This window comes from Paenibacillus xinjiangensis (assembly GCF_059686975.1).
Genome location: NZ_JCAALS010000035.1, coordinates 43,109 through 66,450 on the forward strand (window position 1 = coordinate 43,109; position 23,342 = coordinate 66,450).

Annotated in this window: 27 protein-coding genes, 1 rRNA gene and 1 other annotated feature; of the genes, 2 read left to right on the forward strand and 26 right to left on the reverse strand. The window is 48.1% G+C overall.

From position 1 onward, the window contains the following. Positions 1–48 precede the first annotated feature (48 nt). The 12 genes from rplJ to cysE all read right to left on the reverse strand — a co-directional run bounded on the left by rplJ (position 49) and on the right by cysE (position 8,204). Entirely contained in the window at positions 49–552 is a 504-nt protein-coding gene (gene rplJ, locus AC6ESP_RS26150; protein WP_497099670.1) for a 50S ribosomal protein L10, read from the reverse strand. 56 nt (positions 553–608) lie between these two features. After that, positions 609–763: a sequence feature (ribosomal protein L10 leader region), on the reverse strand. 12 nt (positions 764–775) lie between these two features. Continuing rightward, on the reverse strand, positions 776–1,468 hold the full coding sequence (gene rplA, locus AC6ESP_RS26155) for a 50S ribosomal protein L1 (RefSeq protein ID WP_497099672.1): 693 nt from the start codon (positions 1,466–1,468) through the stop codon (positions 776–778). Between the two features lie 135 nt (positions 1,469–1,603). Beyond that, positions 1,604–2,029, reverse strand: a complete 426-nt coding sequence (rplK, locus tag AC6ESP_RS26160; RefSeq protein WP_284241895.1) for a 50S ribosomal protein L11 — start codon at positions 2,027–2,029, stop codon at positions 1,604–1,606. Positions 2,030–2,116: 87 nt separating this feature from the next. Beyond that, the gene (nusG, locus tag AC6ESP_RS26165; protein ID WP_497099673.1) at positions 2,117–2,650 is read right to left on the reverse strand and encodes a transcription termination/antitermination protein NusG; all 534 of its coding nucleotides are present in this window, start codon (positions 2,648–2,650) and stop codon (positions 2,117–2,119) included. A gap of 23 nt (positions 2,651–2,673) precedes the next feature. Further along, complete coding sequence (gene secE / locus AC6ESP_RS26170) at positions 2,674–2,883, reverse strand: preprotein translocase subunit SecE (RefSeq protein WP_475750874.1); 210 nt, start codon at positions 2,881–2,883, stop codon at positions 2,674–2,676. An 18-nt stretch (positions 2,884–2,901) separates the two neighbouring features. Further along, complete coding sequence (gene rpmG / locus AC6ESP_RS26175) at positions 2,902–3,051, reverse strand: 50S ribosomal protein L33 (protein WP_015847242.1); 150 nt, start codon at positions 3,049–3,051, stop codon at positions 2,902–2,904. 330 nt (positions 3,052–3,381) lie between these two features. Next, positions 3,382–4,032, reverse strand: a complete 651-nt coding sequence (gene sigH / locus AC6ESP_RS26180) for an RNA polymerase sporulation sigma factor SigH (RefSeq protein ID WP_497099674.1) — start codon at positions 4,030–4,032, stop codon at positions 3,382–3,384. Positions 4,033–4,276: 244 nt separating this feature from the next. Continuing rightward, positions 4,277–4,804 carry an NYN domain-containing protein gene (locus AC6ESP_RS26185; protein ID WP_497099675.1) on the reverse strand — a complete coding sequence of 176 codons (528 nt, stop codon included), beginning with the start codon at positions 4,802–4,804 and terminating at the stop codon, positions 4,277–4,279. A 3-nt stretch (positions 4,805–4,807) separates the two neighbouring features. Next, complete coding sequence (gene rlmB, locus AC6ESP_RS26190) at positions 4,808–5,563, reverse strand: 23S rRNA (guanosine(2251)-2'-O)-methyltransferase RlmB (protein ID WP_497099676.1); 756 nt, start codon at positions 5,561–5,563, stop codon at positions 4,808–4,810. A 30-nt stretch (positions 5,564–5,593) separates the two neighbouring features. After that, positions 5,594–6,073 (reverse strand): Mini-ribonuclease 3, encoded by a 480-nt coding sequence (locus AC6ESP_RS26195; protein ID WP_497099677.1) that lies wholly within the window; start codon positions 6,071–6,073, stop codon positions 5,594–5,596. Positions 6,074–6,108: 35 nt separating this feature from the next. After that, a complete protein-coding gene (gene cysS, locus AC6ESP_RS26200) occupies positions 6,109–7,521 on the reverse strand; it encodes a cysteine--tRNA ligase (RefSeq protein ID WP_497099678.1) in 1,413 nt (470 codons plus the stop codon). After that, on the reverse strand, positions 7,518–8,204 hold the full coding sequence (gene cysE, locus AC6ESP_RS26205; protein ID WP_497099697.1) for a serine O-acetyltransferase: 687 nt from the start codon (positions 8,202–8,204) through the stop codon (positions 7,518–7,520). Before cysE ends, cysS begins: the two co-directional genes overlap by 4 nt. 66 nt (positions 8,205–8,270) lie before the next feature. On the opposite strand from cysE, the gene AC6ESP_RS26210 reads away from it, so the two are divergent. Continuing rightward, positions 8,271–8,504 carry a hypothetical protein gene (locus AC6ESP_RS26210; protein ID WP_497099680.1) on the forward strand — a complete coding sequence of 78 codons (234 nt, stop codon included), beginning with the start codon at positions 8,271–8,273 and terminating at the stop codon, positions 8,502–8,504. A 258-nt stretch (positions 8,505–8,762) separates the two neighbouring features. Here AC6ESP_RS26210 and gltX read toward each other — a convergent pair whose 3' ends face one another. The 4 genes from gltX to AC6ESP_RS26230 all read right to left on the reverse strand — a co-directional run bounded on the left by gltX (position 8,763) and on the right by AC6ESP_RS26230 (position 12,782). Continuing rightward, the gene (gltX, locus tag AC6ESP_RS26215; RefSeq protein WP_497099681.1) at positions 8,763–10,229 is read right to left on the reverse strand and encodes a glutamate--tRNA ligase; all 1,467 of its coding nucleotides are present in this window, start codon (positions 10,227–10,229) and stop codon (positions 8,763–8,765) included. A 60-nt stretch (positions 10,230–10,289) separates the two neighbouring features. Then, entirely contained in the window at positions 10,290–10,772 is a 483-nt protein-coding gene (gene ispF / locus AC6ESP_RS26220) for a 2-C-methyl-D-erythritol 2,4-cyclodiphosphate synthase (protein WP_497099683.1), read from the reverse strand. Between the two features lies 1 nt (position 10,773). Next, positions 10,774–11,478 (reverse strand): 2-C-methyl-D-erythritol 4-phosphate cytidylyltransferase, encoded by a 705-nt coding sequence (gene ispD / locus AC6ESP_RS26225; protein WP_497099684.1) that lies wholly within the window; start codon positions 11,476–11,478, stop codon positions 10,774–10,776. Positions 11,479–11,684: 206 nt separating this feature from the next. Then, on the reverse strand, positions 11,685–12,782 hold the full coding sequence (locus AC6ESP_RS26230) for a PIN/TRAM domain-containing protein (RefSeq protein ID WP_497099685.1): 1,098 nt from the start codon (positions 12,780–12,782) through the stop codon (positions 11,685–11,687). 148 nt (positions 12,783–12,930) lie between these two features. On the opposite strand from AC6ESP_RS26230, the gene AC6ESP_RS26235 reads away from it, so the two are divergent. Beyond that, complete coding sequence (locus AC6ESP_RS26235) at positions 12,931–13,326, forward strand: nucleoside triphosphate pyrophosphohydrolase family protein (protein WP_497099686.1); 396 nt, start codon at positions 12,931–12,933, stop codon at positions 13,324–13,326. A gap of 81 nt (positions 13,327–13,407) precedes the next feature. Here the strand turns inward: AC6ESP_RS26235 and pssA are convergent, their stop codons facing one another. The 10 genes from pssA to rrf form a co-directional block, all read right to left on the reverse strand. Then, complete coding sequence (pssA, locus tag AC6ESP_RS26240) at positions 13,408–14,157, reverse strand: CDP-diacylglycerol--serine O-phosphatidyltransferase (RefSeq protein ID WP_497099687.1); 750 nt, start codon at positions 14,155–14,157, stop codon at positions 13,408–13,410. 87 nt (positions 14,158–14,244) lie between these two features. After that, entirely contained in the window at positions 14,245–15,321 is a 1,077-nt protein-coding gene (disA, locus tag AC6ESP_RS26245; RefSeq protein ID WP_497099688.1) for a DNA integrity scanning diadenylate cyclase DisA, read from the reverse strand. Between the two features lie 10 nt (positions 15,322–15,331). Then, entirely contained in the window at positions 15,332–16,705 is a 1,374-nt protein-coding gene (radA, locus tag AC6ESP_RS26250; protein WP_497099689.1) for a DNA repair protein RadA, read from the reverse strand. Between the two features lie 140 nt (positions 16,706–16,845). Continuing rightward, positions 16,846–17,208, reverse strand: a complete 363-nt coding sequence (locus AC6ESP_RS26255) for an antibiotic biosynthesis monooxygenase (protein WP_497099690.1) — start codon at positions 17,206–17,208, stop codon at positions 16,846–16,848. Positions 17,209–17,243: 35 nt separating this feature from the next. After that, on the reverse strand, positions 17,244–17,663 hold the full coding sequence (locus AC6ESP_RS26260; RefSeq protein ID WP_497099691.1) for an ankyrin repeat domain-containing protein: 420 nt from the start codon (positions 17,661–17,663) through the stop codon (positions 17,244–17,246). 228 nt (positions 17,664–17,891) lie between these two features. Further along, positions 17,892–20,360 carry an ATP-dependent protease ATP-binding subunit ClpC gene (gene clpC / locus AC6ESP_RS26265; protein WP_497099692.1) on the reverse strand — a complete coding sequence of 823 codons (2,469 nt, stop codon included), beginning with the start codon at positions 20,358–20,360 and terminating at the stop codon, positions 17,892–17,894. Positions 20,361–20,362: 2 nt separating this feature from the next. Further along, positions 20,363–21,442: a protein-arginine kinase McsB gene (gene mcsB, locus AC6ESP_RS26270; RefSeq protein ID WP_497099693.1), complete on the reverse strand. Its 1,080-nt coding sequence runs from the start codon at positions 21,440–21,442 to the stop codon at positions 20,363–20,365. Between the two features lie 23 nt (positions 21,443–21,465). Continuing rightward, positions 21,466–21,990 carry a protein-arginine kinase activator protein McsA gene (gene mcsA / locus AC6ESP_RS26275; RefSeq protein WP_497099694.1) on the reverse strand — a complete coding sequence of 175 codons (525 nt, stop codon included), beginning with the start codon at positions 21,988–21,990 and terminating at the stop codon, positions 21,466–21,468. Positions 21,991–22,034: 44 nt separating this feature from the next. Further along, positions 22,035–22,496: a CtsR family transcriptional regulator gene (locus AC6ESP_RS26280; RefSeq protein WP_497099695.1), complete on the reverse strand. Its 462-nt coding sequence runs from the start codon at positions 22,494–22,496 to the stop codon at positions 22,035–22,037. A 749-nt stretch (positions 22,497–23,245) separates the two neighbouring features. Further along, positions 23,246–23,342: ribosomal RNA gene (rrf, locus tag AC6ESP_RS26285) — 5S ribosomal RNA — on the reverse strand; the annotation flags it as partial.

Here is a 23,342-nt window from a genome sequence, read left to right on the forward strand (position 1 = left end):
CATGCTGCCGGTATGATCGGGCAGACTTGATTGACGCCGAAACGTCTATTAAGCTTGTGCTTCTTTTTGTTCGCCGACTGCTTTAACCGCAAGCGCGAAGTTGCGCACTGGGGCTTGCAATACGCTGAGGAGCATGGAGAGCAAACCTTCGCGAGACGGAAGTTCCGCCAACGCTTTGATTTGGCTATCGTCAATAACTTTGCCTTCAACTACGCCGCCTTTAAGTTTCAGAGCGTCGTTCTTTTTAGCGAAATCGTTCAAGATTTTTGCTGGTGCAATCAGATCATCTTTGCTGAATGCAATTGCGGTAGGACCCGTCAAAATGCCGTTCAGTTCAGAAAGATCTGCAGCTTCAGTAGCGCGACGAACGAGCGAGTTTTTCAGTACTTGGAACTCAATACCAGCTTCACGAAGCTGTTTACGAAGTTCAGTTACTTGCGCTACGTTCAATCCACGATAATCGGCAATGACTGTGCTGGAGCTTTCACGAAGCTTTGCTGCAATCACTTCCACCGCTTGTTGTTTGTCTTGGATGATTTTTGCGTTTGCCAAACTGTACACCTCCCGTAATATTTTACATCCCGTTCCAACGATGAGCTTCCCCTTGCCTATGCATGAGAAAAGCCTTCACAGTAAGTAGACTGTGAAGGCCATGATGGTTCGTTACTGCGATTGCATCGCATACAAACACTTTATCATAACACCTCGGTAGGAAATTAAGCCTTGCGGCACCTACTGTCTACGGTATGCGTATTCGAATTCAGTTCCGTTTCAATTAGCGATAAGACGCTGTCGATACACGAGCGCCAGGGCCCATTGTCGAAGAAACGGCAATATTTTTCAGGTAAATACCTTTAGCTGCAGCCGGTTTAGCACGGTTCAAAGCTTCGATCAGTGTGCGGAAATTCTCGTTGAGTTTCTCTGCATCGAAAGATGCTTTGCCGATTGGCGCATGGATTTGACCTGCTTTATCAAGACGGTATTCAATCTTACCGGCTTTGATTTCTTGAACGGCTTTAGTAACGTCGAATGTTACTGTTCCTGCTTTAGGGTTAGGCATGAGGCCTTTACCACCGAGGATACGGCCGAGCTTACCAACTTCAGCCATCATGTCCGGCGTTGCTACGCAAACGTCGAATTCGAACCAGCCTTGTTGGATTTTGTTGATCATGTCTGCATCACCGACAAAGTCAGCTCCTGCAGCTTCTGCTTCCTTCGCTTTTTCGCCTTTTGCGAATACGAGGACGCGTTTTGTTTTACCAGTACCGTGCGGAAGTACTACGACGCCACGCACTGCTTGGTCTTGTTTCCGTGGGTCTACACCCAGACGGACAGCAACTTCAATGGATTCGTCGAATTTTGCTGTTGCAGCTTTTTTCACAAGTTCAATTGCTTCCAAAGCTTCATAAGTAGCTTCGCTATCAATCAGCTTAGCAGCTTCTAGATACTTCTTGCCATGTTTAGCCATTTTGTTATCCTCCTTATGTGGTTATAGCGGAAAATCCTCCTAGGGATGATCCTCCCACCAGCGATGCAAGCGCATCGCTACCCGGGCATGCCCTGCGGCAGCCCTAGCGTCTATATCCTAATGGAATGGACGCTATTAGTCAACGATTGTTACACCCATGCTGCGTGCAGTACCTTCAATCATAAGCATTGCTGCTTCGACAGAAGCTGCGTTCAAGTCGGGCATTTTTTGCTCAGCGATTTCACGAACTTTGTCGCGTTTCACAGTAGCAACTTTCTTTTTGTTAGGCTCGCCTGATCCTTTTTCGATACCAGCTGCTACGCGGAGCAATACTGCTGCCGGCGGAGTTTTTGTCTCGAAAGTGAATGAACGATCCTCGAATACAGTGATTACAACTGGGATAATGAGCCCAGCTTGATCGGCTGTACGCGCGTTAAACTCTTTACAGAACGCCATGATGTTAACGCCTGCTTGACCAAGTGCCGGACCAATCGGCGGAGCCGGATTAGCTTTACCTGCAGGAACCTGCAGTTTGACCATCTTGATAACCTTTTTTGCCATGTGACTTACACCTCCTTACCCTGTAATCCCAAGCTGAAGCAAATGCTCCATTTCGCCGGGAATGCCGGCGACCATGGAAACCAGATTCTAGATCTTCTCCACTTGAGTGTAATCCAGCTCTAGTGGGGTTTCCCTACCAAACATGTTGACATGAACCTTAAGCTTCGCTTTGTCGAGCAGAATTTCTTCTACTGTGCCAACAAAGTCTGCGAAAGGACCAACTTTGACGCGTACAGTTTCTTTCAGATCGAACTCGATCTTCGGCTTAGGCTCTTCCATACCCATATGCTTGAGAATTTGTTCCACTTCATCAGGCATGAGTGCGATCGGCTTAGAACCGGCACCAGTTGATCCTACGAATCCTGTAACGCCCGGTGTATTACGAACAACGTACCAAGAATCATCTGTCTGAACCATTTCCACAAGAACATATCCGGGATAGACTTTACGCTGAACGACTTTTTTCTTGCCGTCCTTCTCTACCACTTCTTCTTCCATAGGAACTAGAACGCGGAAGATTTTGTCCTCCATGCCCATAGACTCAAGACGACGCTCCAAATTGGCTTTTACCTTGTTCTCATAACCGGCGTAAGTGTGTACGACATACCATCTTTTTTCCATTCCAATCCACCTTTGGACCCTTCTTAAACAATCAGTTCAACTAGAGACGAGATCCCGATGTCAAGAAGCCAAAAGTAAATCGTCACAAACGTGATCGTCAAAAGGACTACGATCGAATAGCTTGTCAACTCTTTACGGTTTGGCCAGCGAACCTTCTTCAGTTCTGCCCAGCTGTCGGCGAAGAAACTAAACGTTGTTCCGAAGCTCTGCTTCAGTTTAGCCAAAAATGCCACGTCCACACCTCCAATTGACTATCTCGTCTCGCGATGAGGAGTCTGCTCGTTACAGAACTTGCAAAACTTCTTCAACTCGATGCGGTCGGGGTGATTGCGTTTGTTCTTGCTGCTCGCATAGTTTCTCTGTTTGCAGTTTGTGCATGCCAACGTGATAATTACCCGCATTGAATTACACCTCCCGAACTGCTACTAAATGCAATCATGATGAGATAATGAATTATACCACCACGAAATGCGGCCCCAATAGGAAAAAAAACCTCACATATAGGCCTACCTAAAACACTTTATCACACGGCATATTTGATGTCAACGGAAAGATAGGGTGGGAAGCAGCGTATATTCTGGAAAAAGAAGTCGAATACTCGGTTCTCGTCCCTACCAGTATAGTCAGAATAGACCGTTTTTAAAACTAAAAATGAGCCGCGCCCTGTACTGGAATTGACCAGACAGATCGACAGCCCACTCTACTTCACAATATAAAATGGAAAGACATAGTTAACCGCTGATGTCTCTGACTTCCAAGTATCGTTCTAATTTGCGTTTCACACGCTGCAATGCATTGTCAATTGACTTCACATGCCTGTCCAAGTCGACAGCAATTTCCTGGTAAGATCTTCCGTCCAAATAAAGCATAAGCACCTTGCGCTCAAGATCGCTTAATATTTCGGACATTTTGTCTTCCAGTCCACTGAACTCTTCTTGATTAATAATAAGCTCTTCAGGATCGGAAACCCGGGTCCCGCATATGACATCCAGCAAGGTTCGGTCTGAATCTTCGTCGTAGATTGGCTTATCCAGCGAGACATAAGAGTTAAGCGGTATATGCTTCTGCCTTGTAGCTGTCTTAATCGCCGTGATAATCTGTCTCGTAATACATAATTCCGCAAAGGCCTTGAAGCTAGCAAGCTTGTCCCCTTTGAAATCACGGATGGATTTGTACAGGCCGATCATGCCTTCCTGAACAATATCCTCACGATCCGCCCCGATAAGAAAATAGGAACGTGCCTTAGCTCGAACAAAATTTTTGTATTTATTAATCAAATATTCGAGAGCCAGGCTGTCGCCATTTCGGACTGCTTCGACGATGTCTTCATCCGTACTGCTGTCATATTCGAGCGTACTCCATTCTTTGAGGTCGATGCTCACGAACTATCCCTCCGGCCTGCAAGGCGTACGCCGCTAGATTCATATGCAACCAAATAGAAACGACACATCGTTCTTCCAATTCAAACGATTGCGTTTCCCGTCGGAAGATAAGTATAAACAAAAGGTTGTACATAGGCTAACTCATCTTCAAATATAGAGCCAGTATACATTATGTAACCTTACACCGTCAACCAATTTGCCCTTCGGGTAGTGCCGTTTTAATAGTAAATTTGTCACTTTGTGGTTATGATTTCTCGCCCCGGCGAAGCCGCTCCAGCTTCGTCCGAACCTCCAGACTTACAATCCCATCGACGGAGTTGCGCTTACCTGGCCTATCTTCCTTCAGCGTGTTCTCAATCTGCTTGCGATTCTGTCCAATATCGATCAGCAGTTCACGCGCGGATAAGCGAAGCGCGCCTATGCCGAATGCTACATGCTGCTCCACCTGATCCGATGTGGCTACATAAATATTGCGCCGCTTATTGTACATCTCTTTAACGAGCCGCTCAATGCATTCATCGGCTGTTTCTTTTTCTTTTGTATACACAATGGTCAGCTTATGATGACGATACGTAGCACCAAGACCCGGAATTTGGTGGGCATCGAATATGACGTATACCTTCATCCCGGTAAAGCCCTGATAGTCAGCAAGAAGATCGAGCAGCTTATCCCGCGCCTCTTCCAGATTAATTTCCTTCAGCTTCTCCAGTACTGGCCAAGCTCCGATCATATTATATCCGTCTACCAACAGGATATCTTCACGCCGACTCATCGGCTATTCACTCCGGCGCTGCCTAACCACTTCATACATGAGTACGCCTGCAGCTACGGACGCATTTAGAGAATTAAGCTGTCCAAGCATAGGCAGCTTGACCAGGAAGTCACATTTTTCTTTAATCAAACGTCCTATCCCCTTGCCCTCATTGCCGATTACGATCGCTAGCGGAAGATCGAACTTCGTTCTGTATACGTCCTGAGGAGCACTAACATCGGTACCCGCTACCCAGACACCCTCCTCTTTGAGCCGATCAATGGTCTGAGCCAGATTCGTTACTCTCGCTACCGGTACATGCTCAGCCGCGCCTGCGGACGTTTTGAGAACCGTCGCAGTAAGTCCAGCCGCACGGCGCTTCGGAATAATAACACCGTGAACCCCTGTGCATTCAGCTGTACGCAAAATAGAGCCTAGGTTATGCGGATCTTCAATTTCATCCAGCACTAGCAGGAATGGCGTTTCGCCACGATCTTTGGCTACAGCAAGGATATCCTCAATCTCTACATATTCGAACGCAGCCGCTTGCGCAACAACACCTTGATGCTGAACGCCCTCCACCATACTGTCGAGCTTACGCTTGTCCACAAACTGAACGATGATTCCGTTCTTTTTGGCCTCTGCCGTAATGGGCTGAGTCATGCTCTTCTGGGCGCCTTCAGCGATCCAGATTTTGTTGATCTCGCGTCCAGATCGAAGAGCTTCCAGTACCGGATGCTTGCCTGCGATCAGTTCTTCTTGATTATATTGATCCGTCATGATAACCCTCCTTCAAGTCAGTCTACTTCCTTATTCATGTTCCAACTGTTCGGCCTTTGAAGCGACTGCTACGGCGAATAGTTCCCGCAGCCTCTCCGTCCGGCCCTCATAATATAAATAACCGACTAAGCATTCCAGCGCCGTTGCTTGGCGGTAGTCGGCGGGGTCTGCATTCTTAGGCGGCGTACCTGATTTCGTATTGCGTCCTCGCCTTACGATATCAGCTTCTTCCTCCGTGAGCAGCGGCTGCCATTTCTCAAGCAGATTTTTCTGCGCCTTGGCAGAGACGAACTTCGTCGCCTCCCGGTGCAGATGATGCGGCTTATGATTGGTTAGTGACACCAGATACTGTCTCACTAACAATTCAAATACACCATCCCCAATATACGCCAGTACTATCGGACTGAGCAGCTGCGTTTTCTTGGAAGGCTCGTAGAACAATAGAGCAGAGCCAGGCTCCCGCTCCTCACCTGGCCTCTCTTGTTCGTTATGGTCTATAGGATTCAACATTGATTCTCCTCCATGCTCGGTATTCCCTGCGCCGCTCATAGACGCCGCCAACGAATCCCTTGCGGAGTATCCTCAAGCGCGATTCCTTTTTCAGTCAACAGATCACGAATCTCATCTGCACGTGCCCAATTTTTCGATTGACGCGCTTCCGTCCGATCTATAATTAACTGTTCAATCTCAGCATCCAGCAGCTCTGCGCCTTCCTCAGCCTGAGGCAGCAGACCAAGCACAGCATCCATTCGCTCCAAGGAGCGGAGAAGTGCCTCAATACCTTCTGCGGATGCATCGCTGCGCTTCAGATATTGATTGGCTTCGTTCACAAGATCGAATACAGCCGTAACCGCATCCGGTGTATTGAAGTCATCGCTCATCTTCGCCTCGAACTGCGCCGCAATCTCAGCGATCCGTCCATCCAGTTCAGATGGAGCTGCTGCTGCAGCATCCGCACCTAGGCTTGATAACCGATGCCGTAGATTGGACTCGCAATTCACGATACGCTCAACGCTTTTCTCCGCTTGAGCGATGGAATCGCTGCTGAAGTTCAGCGGACTGCGGTAATGAGACGACAATATAAAATAGCGAATCGCATTCGGTTTTATTTTCTTAACCAATTCATTGACCGTAATGCCGTTGCCAAGCGATTTGGACATTTTCTCATTATTGATGTGGATATATCCGTTATGCATCCAATAATTAGCGAGCGGCTTGCCTGTCAACGCCTCGGATTGCGCCACCTCGCATTCATGATGCGGGAATTGAAGATCATGTCCGCCGCCATGAATATCAAGCGTATCACCAAGGTAAGTTCTTGCCATAGCCGAGCACTCAATATGCCAACCTGGGCGTCCAGCACCCCATGGGCTCTCCCAATTGATCTCGCCGGGCTTAGCACCCTTCCATAATACGAAGTCCTGCGGATTCTCCTTGCGATCACCAACCTCAATCCGGATGCCGAACTGCAGCTCCTCCAGATTCTGGTGTGAGAGCTTCCCGTATTCCTCGAATTTCGAGGTTCGGTAGTAGACATCCCCTTCGCTCGTATACGCATAGCCTTTGTTGACCAGCTCTTGAATAAACGCGATGATCTCTGGAATATTCCCGGTTACACGTGGATTCAACGTAGCTTTATGAACACCGAGTGAAGCAATATCCTCGTTGAATGCTGCAATAAACTTTTCCGCTACCTCTGGCACAGTCGAGCCGAGCTGCTCCGCCTTGCGAATGAGCTTATCATCGACATCCGTGAAGTTAACGACATAGTTGACCTCATAGCCCGTATATTCCAAAAATCTGCGAACCACATCGAAGAAAATAACAGGACGAGCGTTACCAATATGAATATAGTCATACACCGTAGGACCGCATACGTACATCTTCACTTTTCCGGGCTCCTGCGATACGAATGTTTCTTTGGCTCTTGATTCTGTATTATAAATTTGAATACTCATGATCTCGCTTCTCCTCCAATTGCAGGCTGCCTAAGCTGCTCTACCTCGGCCTTCAAGCCGTCAATTTCCTTCTGCATTTCACGGAACATCTCAATAACAGGGTCTGGCAGCTGCTTATGGTCAAGACGATCCCCGACACGCTCTCCGTTCCGCTTCACTACACGCCCTGGGTTGCCCACAACTGTACAGTTCGTAGGCACTTCACGAAGCACAACCGCATTAGATCCGATATTTGAATTATCGCCCACCTGGAAGGAACCTAATACTTTGGCGCCGGAGCCAATCACGACATTGTTGCCAATGGTAGGATGCCGCTTCCCTTTTTCTTTTCCGGTACCCCCAAGGGTAACCCCTTGATAGATGACGACATCATCGCCGATTTCACAGGTTTCCCCAATGACAACGCCCATCCCATGGTCGATAAATAAACGCTCACCAATAGTGGCCCCCGGATGAATCTCAATTCCTGTCATGAAACGGCTAGCCTGCGATATTATACGCGCTACCGTATACCATCTGTTACGGTAAAAGAAATGTGCCGTCCGATGAGCCCATATCGCATGTAAGCCGGAATACGTGAAGATCACTTCGAAGCGACTGCGAGCCGCTGGATCATTCTCGAACACCGCATTAATATCTGATTGATAATGGCGGAACATGGATTTTCTCCTCTCCAGCTTCACTAATGCGATCTCCTTACGCTTAGTGACTCCAACAACCGGCGGTTCTTCTTGCACGACGAGACATTATTGAAAAATGATCAACATAAAAAGCCTCTGCAGCATGAGATGCTGCAGAGGCGGGCGTGTAACGTCGCGGTTCCACTCTGCTTGGACTGCCTTACATTACTATCGCGCCGCCCTAAGCTAACTGCCTTGCGGCTCGTAAGCTTGAACTGGCTGCCGATCCGGCTGTCCGTCTTCATGCCCTTAACGCAGGCTGACGTTGCTGCCTACCCCGATCCTCGCCATCCTCCGCTGTAACGGTAGGTACGGTATGGCTATAGATACGGCTCAGAAGCAAAGCTCCCAGGTGCATATTTCCGTCCCCCGCACTAGACAACTCACAGCCTACATCCTACGGCCCTGCATGAGCAAAGCGTTGCATGGATGATGATTGTCCTCTCTGTAAATCCAGCAGAACGTACTTCTCCTGTTCATGGCTTTTCTTTTCATCGAATTGTTATTGGTAGTACCAGTATAACGAATACCCAAATAGGTGACAAGGGAATTGTGCCTATACTATTGACCTAGACGTCCGCGCAGTCTGCTCATCACTTTATCTTTGCCTAACAGAGCAATGGATTGATTAAGATCAGGGCCATGCGTTTGTCCCGTGAGTGCTGCACGAATTGGCATAAAGAGCTGCTTGCCCTTGAAGCCGGTTTCCTTTTGTACGGCTTTAATGTTTTCTTTAATGCCATCTACCGCCAGCGGCTCATCGCCGCCCGCTTCTACCAGAGCTAAGAACGCGGAGAGCACTACAGGCACTTGCTCTTCAGCCAGCACAGCCGCAGCTTCCTCCTCATCTTCCACGTTGTCACGGAAGAAGAGCTCGGTTAGTGGTACAATCTCAGACGCAGAGCGCAGCTTGTCTTGATACAGGGCAACAAGATCGCTTACCCAAGCGCGGCCTGCTGCATCAAGCTCCTCAGACGTGCGTCCGGCTTTCTGCAGATGCGGCAAGCATAGATCAACCAGTCGTGGCAGCTCTGTTTTCTTAATATATTCATTGTTCATCCAGCTCAGCTTCTGCGTATCGAATACGGCAGGGCTCTTGCTTAGGCGATCTGCATTGAACACTTGTACAAGCTCTTCACGCGTGAACATCTCCTGCTCACCCTCCGGAGACCAGCCAAGGAGTGCAATGAAGTTGAACAAGGCTTCCGGCAAATACCCTAGGCCATCGTATTGCTCGATGAACTGGATAATGGACTCGTCACGCTTGCTCAGCTTCTTGCGGCTCTCATTCACGATAAGAGTCATATGGCCGAACTTCGGCGCCTGCCACCCGAATGCTTCATAGATCATCAGTTGACGCGGTGTATTCGATATATGATCCTCACCACGCAGCACGTGGCTGATCTTCATCAGGTAGTCATCCAGGACAACCGCGAAGTTGTACGTTGGAATGCCGTCTTTCTTTACAATAACGAAATCGCCCATCTCCACCGTATCGAAGCTGATGGAGCCTTTGACAATATCATCGAACGCATAAGTCTTCCCCTCAGGTACACGGAAGCGAATGCTAGGCACACGTCCCTCCGCTTCGAACGACTGACGCTGCTCCTCCGTCAGATCACGATGACGTCCCGAATAGCGTGGCGTCTCACCGCGTGCGGTCTGTTCTTCCCGCTCCTGCTCAAGCTCCTCCTGCGTGCAATAGCAGCGGTAAGCAAGCCCGCGGTCAAGCAGATCCTGCCAATATTCACGGTAAATATCCAGACGCTCCGTCTGACGGTAGGGACCGTAGCCTCCTCCGATATCAACGCTCTCGTCCCAATCGATTCCGAGCCATTTCAGATAAGTAAGCTGGCTTTCTTCACCGCCGGCAACGTTGCGCTTCACATCGGTATCCTCGATACGAACGATAAATTTGCCGCCATGATGGCGAGCGAACAAATAATTGAATAAGGCCGTTCTTGCATTGCCGATATGTAAATGGCCAGTCGGTGATGGCGCATACCGAACGCGGACTTCTTGTGTCATTGTATTAACCCCTTCCGTATCATCCAAGCATATGTACAAATCGTTTTATTTTAATGAAAATCATAGCACATTCTTTATTAAGCAAACAACAGACTGCGCAGCAATTCCCTCTCCTCTTCCGGTGAAGCCTAGCTGCTCCGTCGTCGTCGCCTTCACGTTCACCTGCGACACCTCTGCATGCAGAGCACGAGCGATAACCTCGGACATTTGCGAAATGTAAGGCAGCATCTTCGGACGCTGAGCGATAATTGTAGAGTCAATATTCCCCAGCTTGTAGCCGCGTTCTTCTACCATTGCCCATACCTCTTCCAGCAGCTTCAAGCTGTCCGCATCCTTGAACGCAGCATCTGTATCGGGAAAATGCTTGCCGATATCGCCTAACCCAAGCGCACCCAGTATAGCATCCGTTATCGCATGCAGCAGAACATCCGCATCGGAATGTCCTAGCAGGCCTTTCTCATATGGAATCTTTACGCCGCCAATAATACACGGTCTGCCCTCCACAAGCTGATGCACATCGAAGCCTTGTCCCACTCTAATCATTTCAATTCTTCCCCTTTCTCCTGCTTCCAAGCAAAAATTCCGCCCATGGCAAATCATCTGGCGTTGTAATCTTTATATTGGTGTAATCCCCTTCTGCTATTGCCACAGCAGCACCCATACGCTCTACGACCATCGCATCATCCGTGCCTAGAAACTGCTCAGCCTCGGCACTCTCATGCGCAGTAACCAGCAGCTCACGACGAAAAGCCTGCGGCGTTTGTATCGCCCACAAGCTTCGACGGTCCGGTGTTGCCACGATCAGACCTGCATCGTCTACCTGTTTAATCGTATCCTTGACCGGTACCGCAAGAACAGCAGCCCCCACTTGCTTCGCTGTGACACAGCAAGCACGAATCGCTTCCGGTGTTACGAGAGGCCGTACCCCATCGTGAACCATGACCCATTCAATGGCTGGCGACAGCGCCTTAATTCCTGCATGTACCGAATGCTGGCGCTCTCCGCCTCCGGCAACGACAGCCGTCACTTTATTCAGGCTATATTCTTGAACAAGCTGGCTGCAGCGCTCCACATCATCCGCACCTACGACAAGCGCTATATCCGCAATATTGTCCAACGATTGAAACAGCTCCAGCGTATGGACGATGATTGGCTTACCTTGAAGAGGCAAATATTGTTTACTTTCTTTCGTTCCCATACGCGAACCGCGTCCGGCTGCGACGACAACGACTCCCCATTGTGATTTCATGACTATGCCCGCCTACCTTCATACTGATTCCCAAGAAGAAACGGCTTCGCCGTCCTCTGCAGGAGGACGGCACCCGTTACTCGTAGAAATAGAAGACTATGTATTGTATCGAATACCATTCAACATATAGTCTTATATTTTGAAATAAGCATGCTAGTCAATTATTCGAATCGATCATAGCAGCTAGTTACTCCTACTATAACCTTTTACTGAGCTTTTTCCAACAGCTTCGGCTTGGCGAATATCATTCTGCCGGCAGATGTCTGCAGGACGCTGGTCACCAGCACCTCCATTGTCGTACCGATATACTCGCGTCCACCTTCCACAACAATCATCGTGCCATCATCGAGATAAGCGACCCCTTGACCATGTTCTTTGCCGTCCTTGATAACTTGTACGATAATTTCTTCTCCAGGCAGCACGACCGGCTTAACTGCATTCGCCAGATCATTAATATTAAGAACAGATACTCCTTGCAGCTCGCATACCTTATTAAGATTGAAATCATTGGTGACGACCTTGCCCTTGAGCGCTTTCGCCAGCTTCACAAGCTTGCTGTCTACCTCGCTGATTTCTTCGAAATCACCTTCATAAATAAGCACCCGTACATCAAGCTCTTTCTGAATTTTGTTCAAAATATCGAGCCCCCGACGTCCGCGGTTGCGCTTCAGCAAATCCGACGAGTCCGCAATGTGCTGCAGCTCTTCCAGTACGAATTCTGGAATGACGAGCGTGCCTTCAATAAATCCTGTTTTGCAAATATCTGCAATTCGACCATCGATAATCACACTGGTATCCAGAATTTTATGTTCTTCGAAGCCGCTTGTCTCATCCGGTATAGCAGGCGCCTTCCGCTGTTCAAGCATGTGGGCTGTCGCTGCAGCCAGCTCTTCTTTTTTGTGCCAAGCGATTCTAAGCCCCAAATAACCAAACAACAACGACATCACTGCCGGCAGTAGAATACCGGGACCTCTAAGCTCCGATACAGCCGGATATAGCAGTACTGACAACAGCAATCCAAGAAACAAGCCGCCGATCCCTGCAAATAAATCCTTTATTGGCATTTCTGCGGTATGCTCTGCCCCTTTTTGCATGAAACGAATGAGCTGCTTCGCTACCATCGTAGCTGCAACCACACCGCATACGGCGCCAATTGCCACATACATGTAATAAGAGCCTGAACGCTGCAGCATTCCGAGTGACGGTTCTGACCAGATTCCCGCTCCGCTCGTCATACTATGCACTTCAGCACCAGCCATTCCACCGAACAGCATACCAATGATTTGAATAAAACGTCTTACCATATCTTCCACCTCCATTACAATTATGTTCCAATTTTGGACACGCTAACCGTCATGGTGAATGATTTTTAATTTTGAAAAGAACAACCGATAGGCTTATAATGGAAAAGGAGATAACTTCTGAATGAGCTGATGAAAAGAGGTGGTACCGATGAGCGCTCCAACGTTGGATCAATTCCAGCAGCAAGTATCTGAATTGCTGCTCAGGCATCGAAGCTTACTAGATGTGATGTCTAAATTTGGCCAGTCCGGAGCATCTGTTAATCGGGCGATATCCAAAGCCGTCACAGATTGCGGCTGTATCGAACTTAATGCTCGCAAGCAGCAATACTCGGATGAACTCAATCTCGAAAATGCAAAATCCACGCTTCAAAGCCATCTATCCGGTCAGGTATGTGAATCTTGCCGGGATGTGATGAAGGCGGAGCTGGGACGCAACTTGTTCTACATGACCGCGATGTGCAATCTACTCGACATTCAACTAGATGAGGTTATTGCTGACGAATACGACAAATGCTCAACGCTTGGATTATTCAACTTAACCTGAAGTCAAAAAAAACCGCTCGATTCATTCCACAGTGGAATGGATCGGGCGGTTTTCTTATTGCCTTGCTGTCCTAACAGTCGATCAAGCTGGTGTCTCCGACTGCACATTATCATCAGGCAGGTCAGAGTTTTTGCCGCGGCGTTTGCGAATTCGCTTCTTCACACGGCGATCAACGTTTTTTTTTAACCCATACAGCGCATACAAGAGCAACGGTACAAAAATAATTTTGGACAGCTGATTCGGGAATAGGATTCCTAGCAGTACGGCTAATGCCACAACTCCAGGAATCATCCAAATCGCGCCTTTAGAGATACCGATTTTTTTGAAATTCGGATATTTAATCGTACTAACCATTAACAGGGATAGCACCAACGTGCTCGCGAGCAATACGGAGACTACAATATCTCCCTGGAACAATGCAAGGGTAGCAAGCACTCCGCCAGCTGCAGGAATCGGCAGCCCGATGAAATAACCAGGTTTACCCGCTACAACGTTGAAGCGTGCAAGCCTCAAAGCACCACAAATCGGGAATAAAGCTGTAATACTATAAGCAATCGTCGGATTCAAATCTTGAAAGGCAACAACATACATAATAAAGGCCGGCGCTACACCGAACGAAATCACATCTGATAAGGAATCGAGCTCTTTCCCGAACTCGCTTTGCACATTCAATGCACGCGCTACTCGCCCGTCAACACCGTCAAGAAGCATAGCGATAATAACCATCATCGCTGCCAGTTCAGGCTTTTCATTGAAAACTAAAATAATGGCGACTATTCCGAGGAATAAGTTCCCCACCGTGAGAAGGCTCGGTATCGACTTTGTAATCATCTATTCCACCTCTTCTCTACTATACCCTAAAACCGATTACTAATGTATGATCATACTGCTGTACACATTCCATCCATTGTATGAGATTTAAATTTGTCTGTCAATGAACATCTGCTCTTGAATACGCTTTAGCCCATCCTTGATAGCCCTTGCACGCACCTCGCCAATGCCATCGACCTCGTCCAGTTCCTCAATCGTAGCCATCAGAATATGTGGCAGACGACCGAACCGCTCAATCAGATTATTCATAATAATGAGCGGCAGACGAGGAATTTTGTTCAGCAATCGGTAGCCGCGCGGCGATACTGATTCCTCAGCCATAGCCCCCGTATGAGGATAGCCAAGCAATCGGATAATCGGCGGCGCATCGAGCAGCTCATCGGAGCTCAGCTTCTTGAGACTAACACGAAGCTCTCTGATTCTGTCATCCCCATTATCCTTCGCATAATCCTTAAGTAAATACCAAGCATCCTCATCTACGCCGTTAACCAGCTCTTCCATCTGCATGGCAATCAGTCGGCCTTCTGTACCCAGCTCCGTCACATAACGCTTGATCTCCATCTTCACGCGGAGCACCATCTCCAGGCGCTGCACGACATGAGCAACCTCCTGCAGAGTTACCAGCTCCTCGAACTCAAGAGCAGACAGGTTCGTCAACGATTGGCTTAGAACGACCTTGTATTTCTCCAGCGTCTGTATCGCTTGGTTCGCCTTGGTCAGAATGACGCCCATTTCCTTCAGGGAGTAGCGCAGGTTCCCTTGGTATAAGGTAATGATATTCCGTCGCTGTGATATCGATACGACCAGCTTGCCAGTCTGCTTAGCAACACGCTCTGCCGTCCTATGGCGAATACCGGTCTCTATGGAAGGAATCGAGCTGTTCGGAATAAGCTGGGTGTTGGCATATAGAATGCGCCGCATATCCTCGCTCAGAATAATGCCGCCATCCATCTTGGCCAATTCATATAAGTAGTTCGGTGAAAAATCACAATTAATTGAGAACCCGCCATCGACGACTTCCATCACTTCCGGACTGTAGCCTACCACGATTAAAGCGCCCGTTTTGGCCCGAAGCACATTCTCGAGCCCTTCACGGAACGGGGTACCGGGTGCTACTAGCTGCAATAATTGATTCATAATTTCTAGCTGACTTTGTTCCTTCATCATTTGCCCCCTATCCAAGTGCTGCCGAAAGTGCCTCTGTTACCGTACTGACGCCGATAATCTCAATGCCCTCAGGCGGTTTCCAGCCCTTCAAGCTCTTCTCTGGCATGATAACCCGTTTGAATCCTAGCTTCTCTGCTTCCTTGACTCTCTGCTCTGCACGGGACACAGCTCTAACTTCTCCCGTCAAGCCAACCTCGCCAAAAATAACATCGTATGGCCTTGTCGGGGCATCACGAAAGCTCGATGCTAACGAGACGGCCGCAGCTAAGTCGACCGCCGGCTCATCCAGCTTAATGCCTCCAGCCACATTCAAGTACGCGTCTTGATTCTGCAGTACCATGCCAATCCGCTTCTCTAATACGGCGATAATGAGTGCCATACGGTGATGGTCGATGCCAGTAGACATCCGTCTTGGAGAAGGGAAATTCGTCTGTGCGACTAGAGCCTGCAGCTCCACAAGAACCGGCCGTGTACCTTCCATGCTTGCTACTACCGTCGATCCAGACACACCCAGCGGTCGCTCGGACAAGAATAGCTCGGAGGGGTTAGCTACTTCTCGCAGACCTTGCTCACCCATCTCGAATATTCCGATCTCATCCGTTGAACCGAACCTGTTCTTGACCGCTCTAAGCAGGCGATAGGTATGATGACGCTCTCCTTCGAAATAAAGTACGCAGTCCACCATATGCTCGAGCAAGCGCGGACCAGCTATTGCCCCTTCTTTGGTCACGTGTCCGACCAGCACGGTAGCAATTCCTTTGATCTTAGCAACTCGCATGAAATGAGCGGTACATTCCCTTACCTGCGCAACACTGCCAGGTGCTGACTGCACATTCGGATCATACACGGTCTGAATCGAATCGATAACTAGAAAATCTGGCTGAAGATTCTCAATGGCATCGTTAATCTGCTCCATGTTCGTCTCACAAAACACATATAGCATTTCACTGAGTGCTCCGAGTCTATCCGCACGCAGACGTGTCTGCCGAACAGACTCCTCCCCGGAAACATACAAGACCTTCAAGCCTTTAGACGCAAGCGCATGTGAGGTTTGAAGCAGCAGCGTAGACTTTCCGATACCAGGATCTCCCCCGACAAGAATTAGAGAGCCGGGGACAACTCCGCCCCCAAGCACGCGATTAAGCTCCAGAAGCCGCGTTTCGATGCGCGGTTCCTGCCCGCTTTCTATATGTATGATGGATTGTGGTTTTTCTTTCGTCTGAGTCTGAACCGAGCGAAGACCAATCCCTTGCGTCTTCACAACCGTCTCCTTCTCTTCCACCATGGAATTCCAAGCGTGGCATCCAGGGCATTTACCGAGCCATTTTGGCGACTCATTCCCACATTCTGTACAAACAAACTTCAGTTTTATTTTTGCCATGCCAAGCTCCTTTTAACAACACTATCATTCAAAGTTTACCATTTAATTCTGATCGTATAAACCCTTTCTTCATTTATAAAGCAGAAAGATCCCTGTCATCCATTGTTGGATGAAGGGACTCCTCCTAAACGCCTAAGCTTTTAAGCTTGATTAATCAGTGATTTGGATACCAATACTTTATGTGTCGTTAGCTGAGATCCCAGCATGATTCGCTCCCCTTCAGCATTAGCCTCTGTCTGATTATGATCCTTGGCTGCTGACTTGCTGCGATGTGCATGCGCTTGTCGGAAGGAATCACTGTTCACCCATCCCTCGAATGAAGCCTTATCATTCCAAGTCGTACATACCTTCAGCTCATCATGCTCCGTAAGGCCTTCTGTTAGAAGAACCTCCATGCGAATGAAGCCACGCGACTCTTCTATCCCCTTAGTGGCCTTGAACTTCTCAGCAACCGACTCCCCATGACCCTTTTTGACTTTGATGGTATTGGTTACAACGATCATATTTAACATCCTCCTAGGCAAACTAACTATTACCGTTATTGAAGGCTTTGCAAGTACGCATAGACACCGCGTGCTTCTTCTCCGCCCATTTTGGCATGAACAATAAGAGGAATACCATGTGGACCCCTTGCATGAATACGAGATGGATCATCACTAATGATGGCATGAACGATACCTAGCTTGCCCAGCATAGCCGCCGTGAACAAATCCATGCTCGCACCTTGCTCGATCAAATAGAGTACAATATCCCGACGCCCAACATGAGCTGCTGCGCTAAGCGCACTCTCCCAGTCACCGTCTCCCCAATCACAGACCGCGTGAAGCAGTCCTTGCTCTTCCTGCAACATTCGCTTCACCATATCCAGATCCATGTGTGCGGCTCTTACGAATTGCTTCACTAGCTCGCTTGGCAAAGGCTTGACTGCAGCCCAACCATCGGGTTGTATACGTAGCATGGGCAATACCTCATCTCGGGTTTATTAGTGACACTACTTATTAACGACGTTTATATAAAAGCTACATCTGACTTATCTGTTGATTTGTATAGTTTCAATAGATGCAGTATATACGATAATGATTCTCATTGTCAATATAGCTATAGTCTTATTGTCTCCTTAATGCAACTGATCCCCTGTACATAAAAAAGGAGAATGCCCTCCTATTAGAAGGCATTCTCCTCTATTTTATTTCGTTGCTGGCTCTTCTGATGCAGGCACCACTTCATTGCCTGTGGTTTTGGTAACGGTCAAACCACCGTCTTTTTCATCAATCGTCAGCGTATCGCCTTTTTGAATATTACCCATCAGCAGCTCCTCGGATAACCGATCCTCAATATGCTTCTGAATAGCCCGGCGCAGTGGACGAGCTCCATACTGCGGATCGAAACCTTCTTTGGCTAGGAACGCCTTGGCTGTATCGGTCAATACGAAGTCGACCTCTTGCTCCTTCAGACGTTTGCGCAGATCTTCGGACATAAGTGTCACGATTTGCGAGATATGCTCTTGCTCCAAAGAGTGGAACACGATCGTCTCGTCGATCCGGTTCAGGAACTCTGGACGGAAGCTCTTCTTAAGCTCGCCGAGCACTTTGTCTTTCATTTGTGTAAACTCACGACCCGCATCTTGTACGGCTGTAAAGCCTAATGACGAGTTGCGTTTAATCTGATCCGCACCTACATTAGAAGTCATAATGATGAGCGTATTGCGGAAATCGACTACGCGGCCCTTGGAATCGGTCAGACGGCCGTCCTCCAGCACTTGAAGCAGGATGTTGAACACTTCAGGATGCGCCTTCTCAATCTCATCCAGCAATACTACGGAATAAGGCTTACGGCGAACCTTCTCGGTCAATTGACCGCCTTCTTCATAGCCAACATAGCCCGGAGGCGCTCCAACTAGTCGTGAGGTCGAATGCTTCTCCATATACTCGGACATATCGATGCGGATAACCGCATTCTCATCACCGAATACAGCTTCAGCCAATGCTCTTGCAAGCTCTGTCTTACCGACACCTGTTGGGCCTAAGAAGATAAAGGATCCCATCGGACGCTTCGGATCCTTAAGTCCTGCACGTGCACGGCGCATCGCCTTGGACACTGCTTTGACCGCTTCTTCTTGACCGATTATCCGACCATGAAGAATAGATTCCATTTTGAGCAAGCGCTCCGTCTCTTCCTCAGCCAGCTTGCTTACTGGAATTCCAGTCCAGCTAGCCACTACCTGAGCAATATCTTCCGGAGTCACTTCCGAATCGGTACGTCCTTGTTTTTCTTTCCATTGGTTTTTCGTAACATCAAGCTCTTCACGGATTTTTTGCTCCGTGTCACGAAGAGCAGCTGCTTTCTCGAACTCTTGACTCTGAACAGCAGCGTCCTTCTCCTTGCGGATATCCTCCAGACGGTTCTCCAGCTGTTTCAGGTTAGGCGGTACGGTGTACGAGTTAAGACGTACCTTAGAGCCAGCCTCATCGATAAGATCAATCGCTTTGTCCGGCAGGAAGCGATCCGTAATATAACGGTCAGACAGCTTCACTGCTTGAATGATTGCTTCATCTGTGATTTTGACACGGTGATGCGCCTCATAACGATCACGCAAGCCATATAGGATCTGAACGGCTTCATCTGGAGAAGGCTGATCAACCGTGATTGGCTGGAATCGACGCTCCAGTGCAGCATCCTTCTCGATATACTTACGGTACTCATCAAGCGTTGTAGCGCCAATGCACTGCAGCTCACCACGTGCAAGCGCGGGTTTCAATATATTAGAAGCATCGATTGCCCCTTCGGCTCCACCTGCTCCGATTAGCGTATGAAGCTCATCGATGAACAGAATGATGTTGCCGGCTTGGCGAATCTCATCCATAATTTTTTTGAGTCGATCCTCGAACTCACCGCGGTATTTGGTGCCGGCTACAACCGAGCCCATATCGAGCGTCATGACACGTTTGTCACGAAGAGTTTCTGGAATTTCATTCTCAATGATTTTTTGAGCAAGTCCTTCGGCAATAGCTGTCTTACCGACACCAGGTTCACCGATCAGTACCGGGTTGTTCTTCGTCCGGCGGCTGAGCACTTGAATTACACGCTCAATTTCTTTGCTGCGACCGATAACCGGATCAAGATTGCCCTCTTTGGCGAAAGCCGTTAGATCTCTTGCTAGGCCGTCTAGCGTCGGTGTGCTTACATTAGAAGGAGCACCGTGATTGCTGGATACTGCTTCACTGCTGCCTAACAGCTGTAAGACTTGCTGACGTGCTTTATTAAGGCTAATGCCGAGATTATTAAGTACTCTTGCTGCAACGCCTTCCCCTTCACGAATCAGACCAAGTAGAATATGCTCTGTTCCAACGTAAGTGTGTCCAAGCTTTCTTGCTTCGTCCATAGACAGCTCAATCACTTTTTTGGCACGCGGCGTGTAGGCAATGTTCGTCGGCTGTTCTTGTCCCCGGCCGATTAAAGCTTCCACTTCATCTTGAATTTTCTCAAGACCAAGTCCAAGACCGATCAAAGCCTTAGCTGCAATACCTTCCCCTTCACGTATCAGACCGAGCAAAATATGCTCTGTTCCGATATTGTTATGCCCTAGACGTACCGCTTCCTCCTGTGCTAACGCCAGCACCTTCTGTGCCCGCTCAGTGAATCGTCCAAACATCATGTTCACGCACCCCCATGCTCGGTTTGACTCCGCAATTGATTGCGGATTAATTCAGCCCTTCGATAATCCCGCTGCTCCGAATTCATTTGTTCATTGAATATCTGCTGCAGGAACCCAGGCTGTGTCATTACAATTAATTCATTCATCACCTGTGGTGATACATCATCCAGTAAGCCTAGATCGACGCCAAGCCTTAAATCAGACAACCGCTGTGCAGATTCCTTGGAATCCATAACCGCTGCATAAGCGAGAATACCATAAGACCGCTTCACCCTGTCTTCAATTCGCAAGCGCGAATCAGACATCAGCCTTACTCTTGCTGCCTTCTCATGCTCAATGATTTGCTTGACTACACCGTATAAATTGTCGATAATTTCATTCTCTGATTGTCCCAGCGTAATCTGATTCGATATCTGGAACAAGTTACCTAATGCTTCGCTGCCTTCCCCATATAATCCTCTAACAGCCAAGCCAACTTGTGTAACCGCTGATAGAATTCGATTAATCTGGTTCGTAAGCACAAGCGCTGGCAAATGCATCATGACGGATGCCCTAATGCCAGTGCCTACATTCGTAGGACAGGTCGTTAAGTATCCTCTTCGCTCATCGAACGCATAGTTTACTTCCGCTTCGAATATGTCATCGATTCGGTTAGCAAGCTCCCAAGCCTCTTTTATCTGGAATCCCGGATATAAGCATTGGATGCGCAGATGATCCTCTTCATTAATCATGATGCTCACAGCTTCATTATCACTCAGAATAACAGCACCGCCACGCGACTCATTAGCTAAATTCGGACTAATTAAATGCTTCTCCACTAAAACGCGTCGTTCAAGCTGGTTGAGCTCCGACAAGATGATGGTGTCGAACTTACCAATCGGCTCCAGCTTATCTGAATTGCCGATTGCTGTTAGCTGTTCCATCACTTCAAGCGATTGTTCGCCAGTAGCCAACATTGGGAATGGCAGATGACGCAAGTTCCGAGCGATTCGTATCCGACTGCTGATTACGATTTCGGAATCTGGTCCATCACCCTTCATCCAATCGCTTAACGGTTGCTGTGAGAAACGACGTTTCGTCAAGAGGAACCCTCCTTCAATCGGCCTTACAGGTCTACTATTTTACGCTCCAGCTCACGAATTCGATCCCGAATGTGAGCTGCGCTCTCAAATTCTTCTTGTTCAATACGGCTCTGCAAATCCCTGCGCAATTGATCAATTTCACGTTTGTACTGTATTTGTCCACCGCAGCGTGTAGGAATTTTGCCGATATGAACTGTATTACCATGTACCCGTTTCAGCAACGGATCTAACCGTTCTCCAAACTGACGGTAGCATGAGCTGCAGCCAAACCGCCCTATCTTACTGAATTGTGCATAAGTTAATCCACACTCTTCACAGCGTATCGTTTCCTGCGCTTTGCTTCCTTTCGTCCCGGCTGCTCCTGATGGGTCAAAATCGAGAAGGCCCGACAAGAGGCTGTGAATAGAGAATCCGTTAAAAGCTCCTGGAATCCCTTCACCGCGTTCCCTTGCACAAGATTCACAGATGTGAAATTCGGTTTTCTCACCGTTAACGATTTTGGTAAAATGAAGCGTCGCCGGCTTATTGCCGCATTCTTGGCAAATCAAGCCGAATCCCCTCCTTCCTCTACATACAGTTGCGTGTTCAGCTGTTATTTGACTAACAGTGAAATCAGCATGGACCGTAAGATACGCGCTCTTATTTCGTCACGTAATGGCAGCATAACTGCAATCGTATCCCGATCAACTGCTGCCCGAAGCAGATTAGCCTCGCGTTTCGTTATAAGAATCGCCTCTTCAAGCTGATAAATCAGTCCCTCTGCGACACTTTGTTCGACACAATCACCAATCGTTTGATGGATGTGGAATTGAATCGTCTTAAGCGCCGGCAAGTCCACCCGTTGAATACGTATATAGCCTCCGCCTCCGCGCTTACTTTCAACCATGTATCCTTTCTCCAGTGTGAACCGGGTACTAATGACATAATTGATCTGCGACGGTACACACGAGAACTTATCCGCCAATTCATTGCGCTGTATCTCTACAGTGCCATCCGGGCTATCCTGCAGCATCTGCTTCAAATACTGCTCGATGAGATCAGAAATGTTTCGCATATCACCAACCTCCCTGTGCTGCATGGAGCGTGTTGATGCATTATACTATGCGGCCCCAACTGACTTTGACTTTCTTTGACTTTAATCTTATTATACGCAAAATTTAATAAAGGTCAAGTGATGGAATTTCAATTTTCTGACGATTGTACACTGTTAAGGAGCAGCTATCTGTATTACCTATCATGGTGTGGAAAACCGTTATTTATACACAGCCGTCCTAATCATTCTTTTACTTTGTACCGAATTTATGAACAGCTGTGCATAAGTGTGTTAAGCGATTGTTCATTTCATTAACAGAGTTATGAACAGAGTGGGGATAAGAAGGATATGATATAGAAGGAAATCAGAAAGAAACAACCCATTTGCATCCGATTGTAGGGATAAGTGGTCTCTATTGGAGGAAAAGTGATGTGACCAAAAGTTATTCACATGTGGATAGCGGCAATCCACATCCTATTAACCCTCTGGAAGGATATATCGTTCAACTTATTCACTGTGTATAGTGAAAGTGAACCGTTAATTATAACGAACAATGTGGATTAGTGGATAACAAGTGTACCTTTTCTACTATTAGAGGTTATACTCTGAGCTGCAAGGATAGCTGTGATGATCAGGGGGTCTATCCAATTGGATGGACAGATAATTCAGAAGGGTTGTACAACGAGATCTTGCAATTCATAGATCAGGTTCGATGACAGGCTCCCATAAATAACAAAAAACCTGCCGCATTAATGCGACAGGCTTCTCGTGCTTGGCGACGTCCTACTCTCCCAGGACCCTGCGGTCCAAGTACCATCGGCGCTGAAGGGCTTAACGGTCGTGTTCGGTATGGGAACGCGTGGTTCA

What these genes read in the sequence shown, in the direction of transcription:
- rplK (WP_284241895.1), bottom strand. Translation starts at nt 2,029, where the DNA reads ATGGCAAAAAAGGTTATCAAGATGGTCAAACTGCAGGTTCCTGCAGGT.
- disA (WP_497099688.1), bottom strand. Translation starts at nt 15,321, where the DNA reads ATGAAGGAACAAAGTCAGCTAGAAATTATGAATCAATTATTGCAGCTA.
- rplA (WP_497099672.1), bottom strand. Translation starts at nt 1,468, where the DNA reads ATGGCTAAACATGGCAAGAAGTATCTAGAAGCTGCTAAGCTGATTGAT.
- gltX (WP_497099681.1), bottom strand. Translation starts at nt 10,229, where the DNA reads ATGACACAAGAAGTCCGCGTTCGGTATGCGCCATCACCGACTGGCCAT.
- pssA (WP_497099687.1), bottom strand. Translation starts at nt 14,157, where the DNA reads ATGATTACAAAGTCGATACCGAGCCTTCTCACGGTGGGGAACTTATTC.
- AC6ESP_RS26255 (WP_497099690.1), bottom strand. Translation starts at nt 17,208, where the DNA reads ATGATCGTTGTAACCAATACCATCAAAGTCAAAAAGGGTCATGGGGAG.
- cysS (WP_497099678.1), bottom strand. Translation starts at nt 7,521, where the DNA reads ATGAGTATTCAAATTTATAATACAGAATCAAGAGCCAAAGAAACATTC.
- ispF (WP_497099683.1), bottom strand. Translation starts at nt 10,772, where the DNA reads ATGATTAGAGTGGGACAAGGCTTCGATGTGCATCAGCTTGTGGAGGGC.
- AC6ESP_RS26230 (WP_497099685.1), bottom strand. Translation starts at nt 12,782, where the DNA reads ATGGTAAGACGTTTTATTCAAATCATTGGTATGCTGTTCGGTGGAATG.
- AC6ESP_RS26195 (WP_497099677.1), bottom strand. Translation starts at nt 6,073, where the DNA reads ATGTTGAATCCTATAGACCATAACGAACAAGAGAGGCCAGGTGAGGAG.
- rlmB (WP_497099676.1), bottom strand. Translation starts at nt 5,563, where the DNA reads ATGACGGATCAATATAATCAAGAAGAACTGATCGCAGGCAAGCATCCG.
- radA (WP_497099689.1), bottom strand. Translation starts at nt 16,705, where the DNA reads ATGGCAAAAATAAAACTGAAGTTTGTTTGTACAGAATGTGGGAATGAG.
- AC6ESP_RS26280 (WP_497099695.1), bottom strand. Translation starts at nt 22,496, where the DNA reads ATGCGAAACATTTCTGATCTCATCGAGCAGTATTTGAAGCAGATGCTG.
- AC6ESP_RS26235 (WP_497099686.1), top strand. Translation starts at nt 12,931, where the DNA reads ATGAGCGCTCCAACGTTGGATCAATTCCAGCAGCAAGTATCTGAATTG.
- ispD (WP_497099684.1), bottom strand. Translation starts at nt 11,478, where the DNA reads ATGAAATCACAATGGGGAGTCGTTGTCGTCGCAGCCGGACGCGGTTCG.
- AC6ESP_RS26260 (WP_497099691.1), bottom strand. Translation starts at nt 17,663, where the DNA reads ATGCTACGTATACAACCCGATGGTTGGGCTGCAGTCAAGCCTTTGCCA.
- AC6ESP_RS26185 (WP_497099675.1), bottom strand. Translation starts at nt 4,804, where the DNA reads ATGAGTCGGCGTGAAGATATCCTGTTGGTAGACGGATATAATATGATC.
- nusG (WP_497099673.1), bottom strand. Translation starts at nt 2,650, where the DNA reads ATGGAAAAAAGATGGTATGTCGTACACACTTACGCCGGTTATGAGAAC.
- rpmG (WP_015847242.1), bottom strand. Translation starts at nt 3,051, where the DNA reads ATGCGGGTAATTATCACGTTGGCATGCACAAACTGCAAACAGAGAAAC.
- clpC (WP_497099692.1), bottom strand. Translation starts at nt 20,360, where the DNA reads ATGATGTTTGGACGATTCACTGAGCGGGCACAGAAGGTGCTGGCGTTA.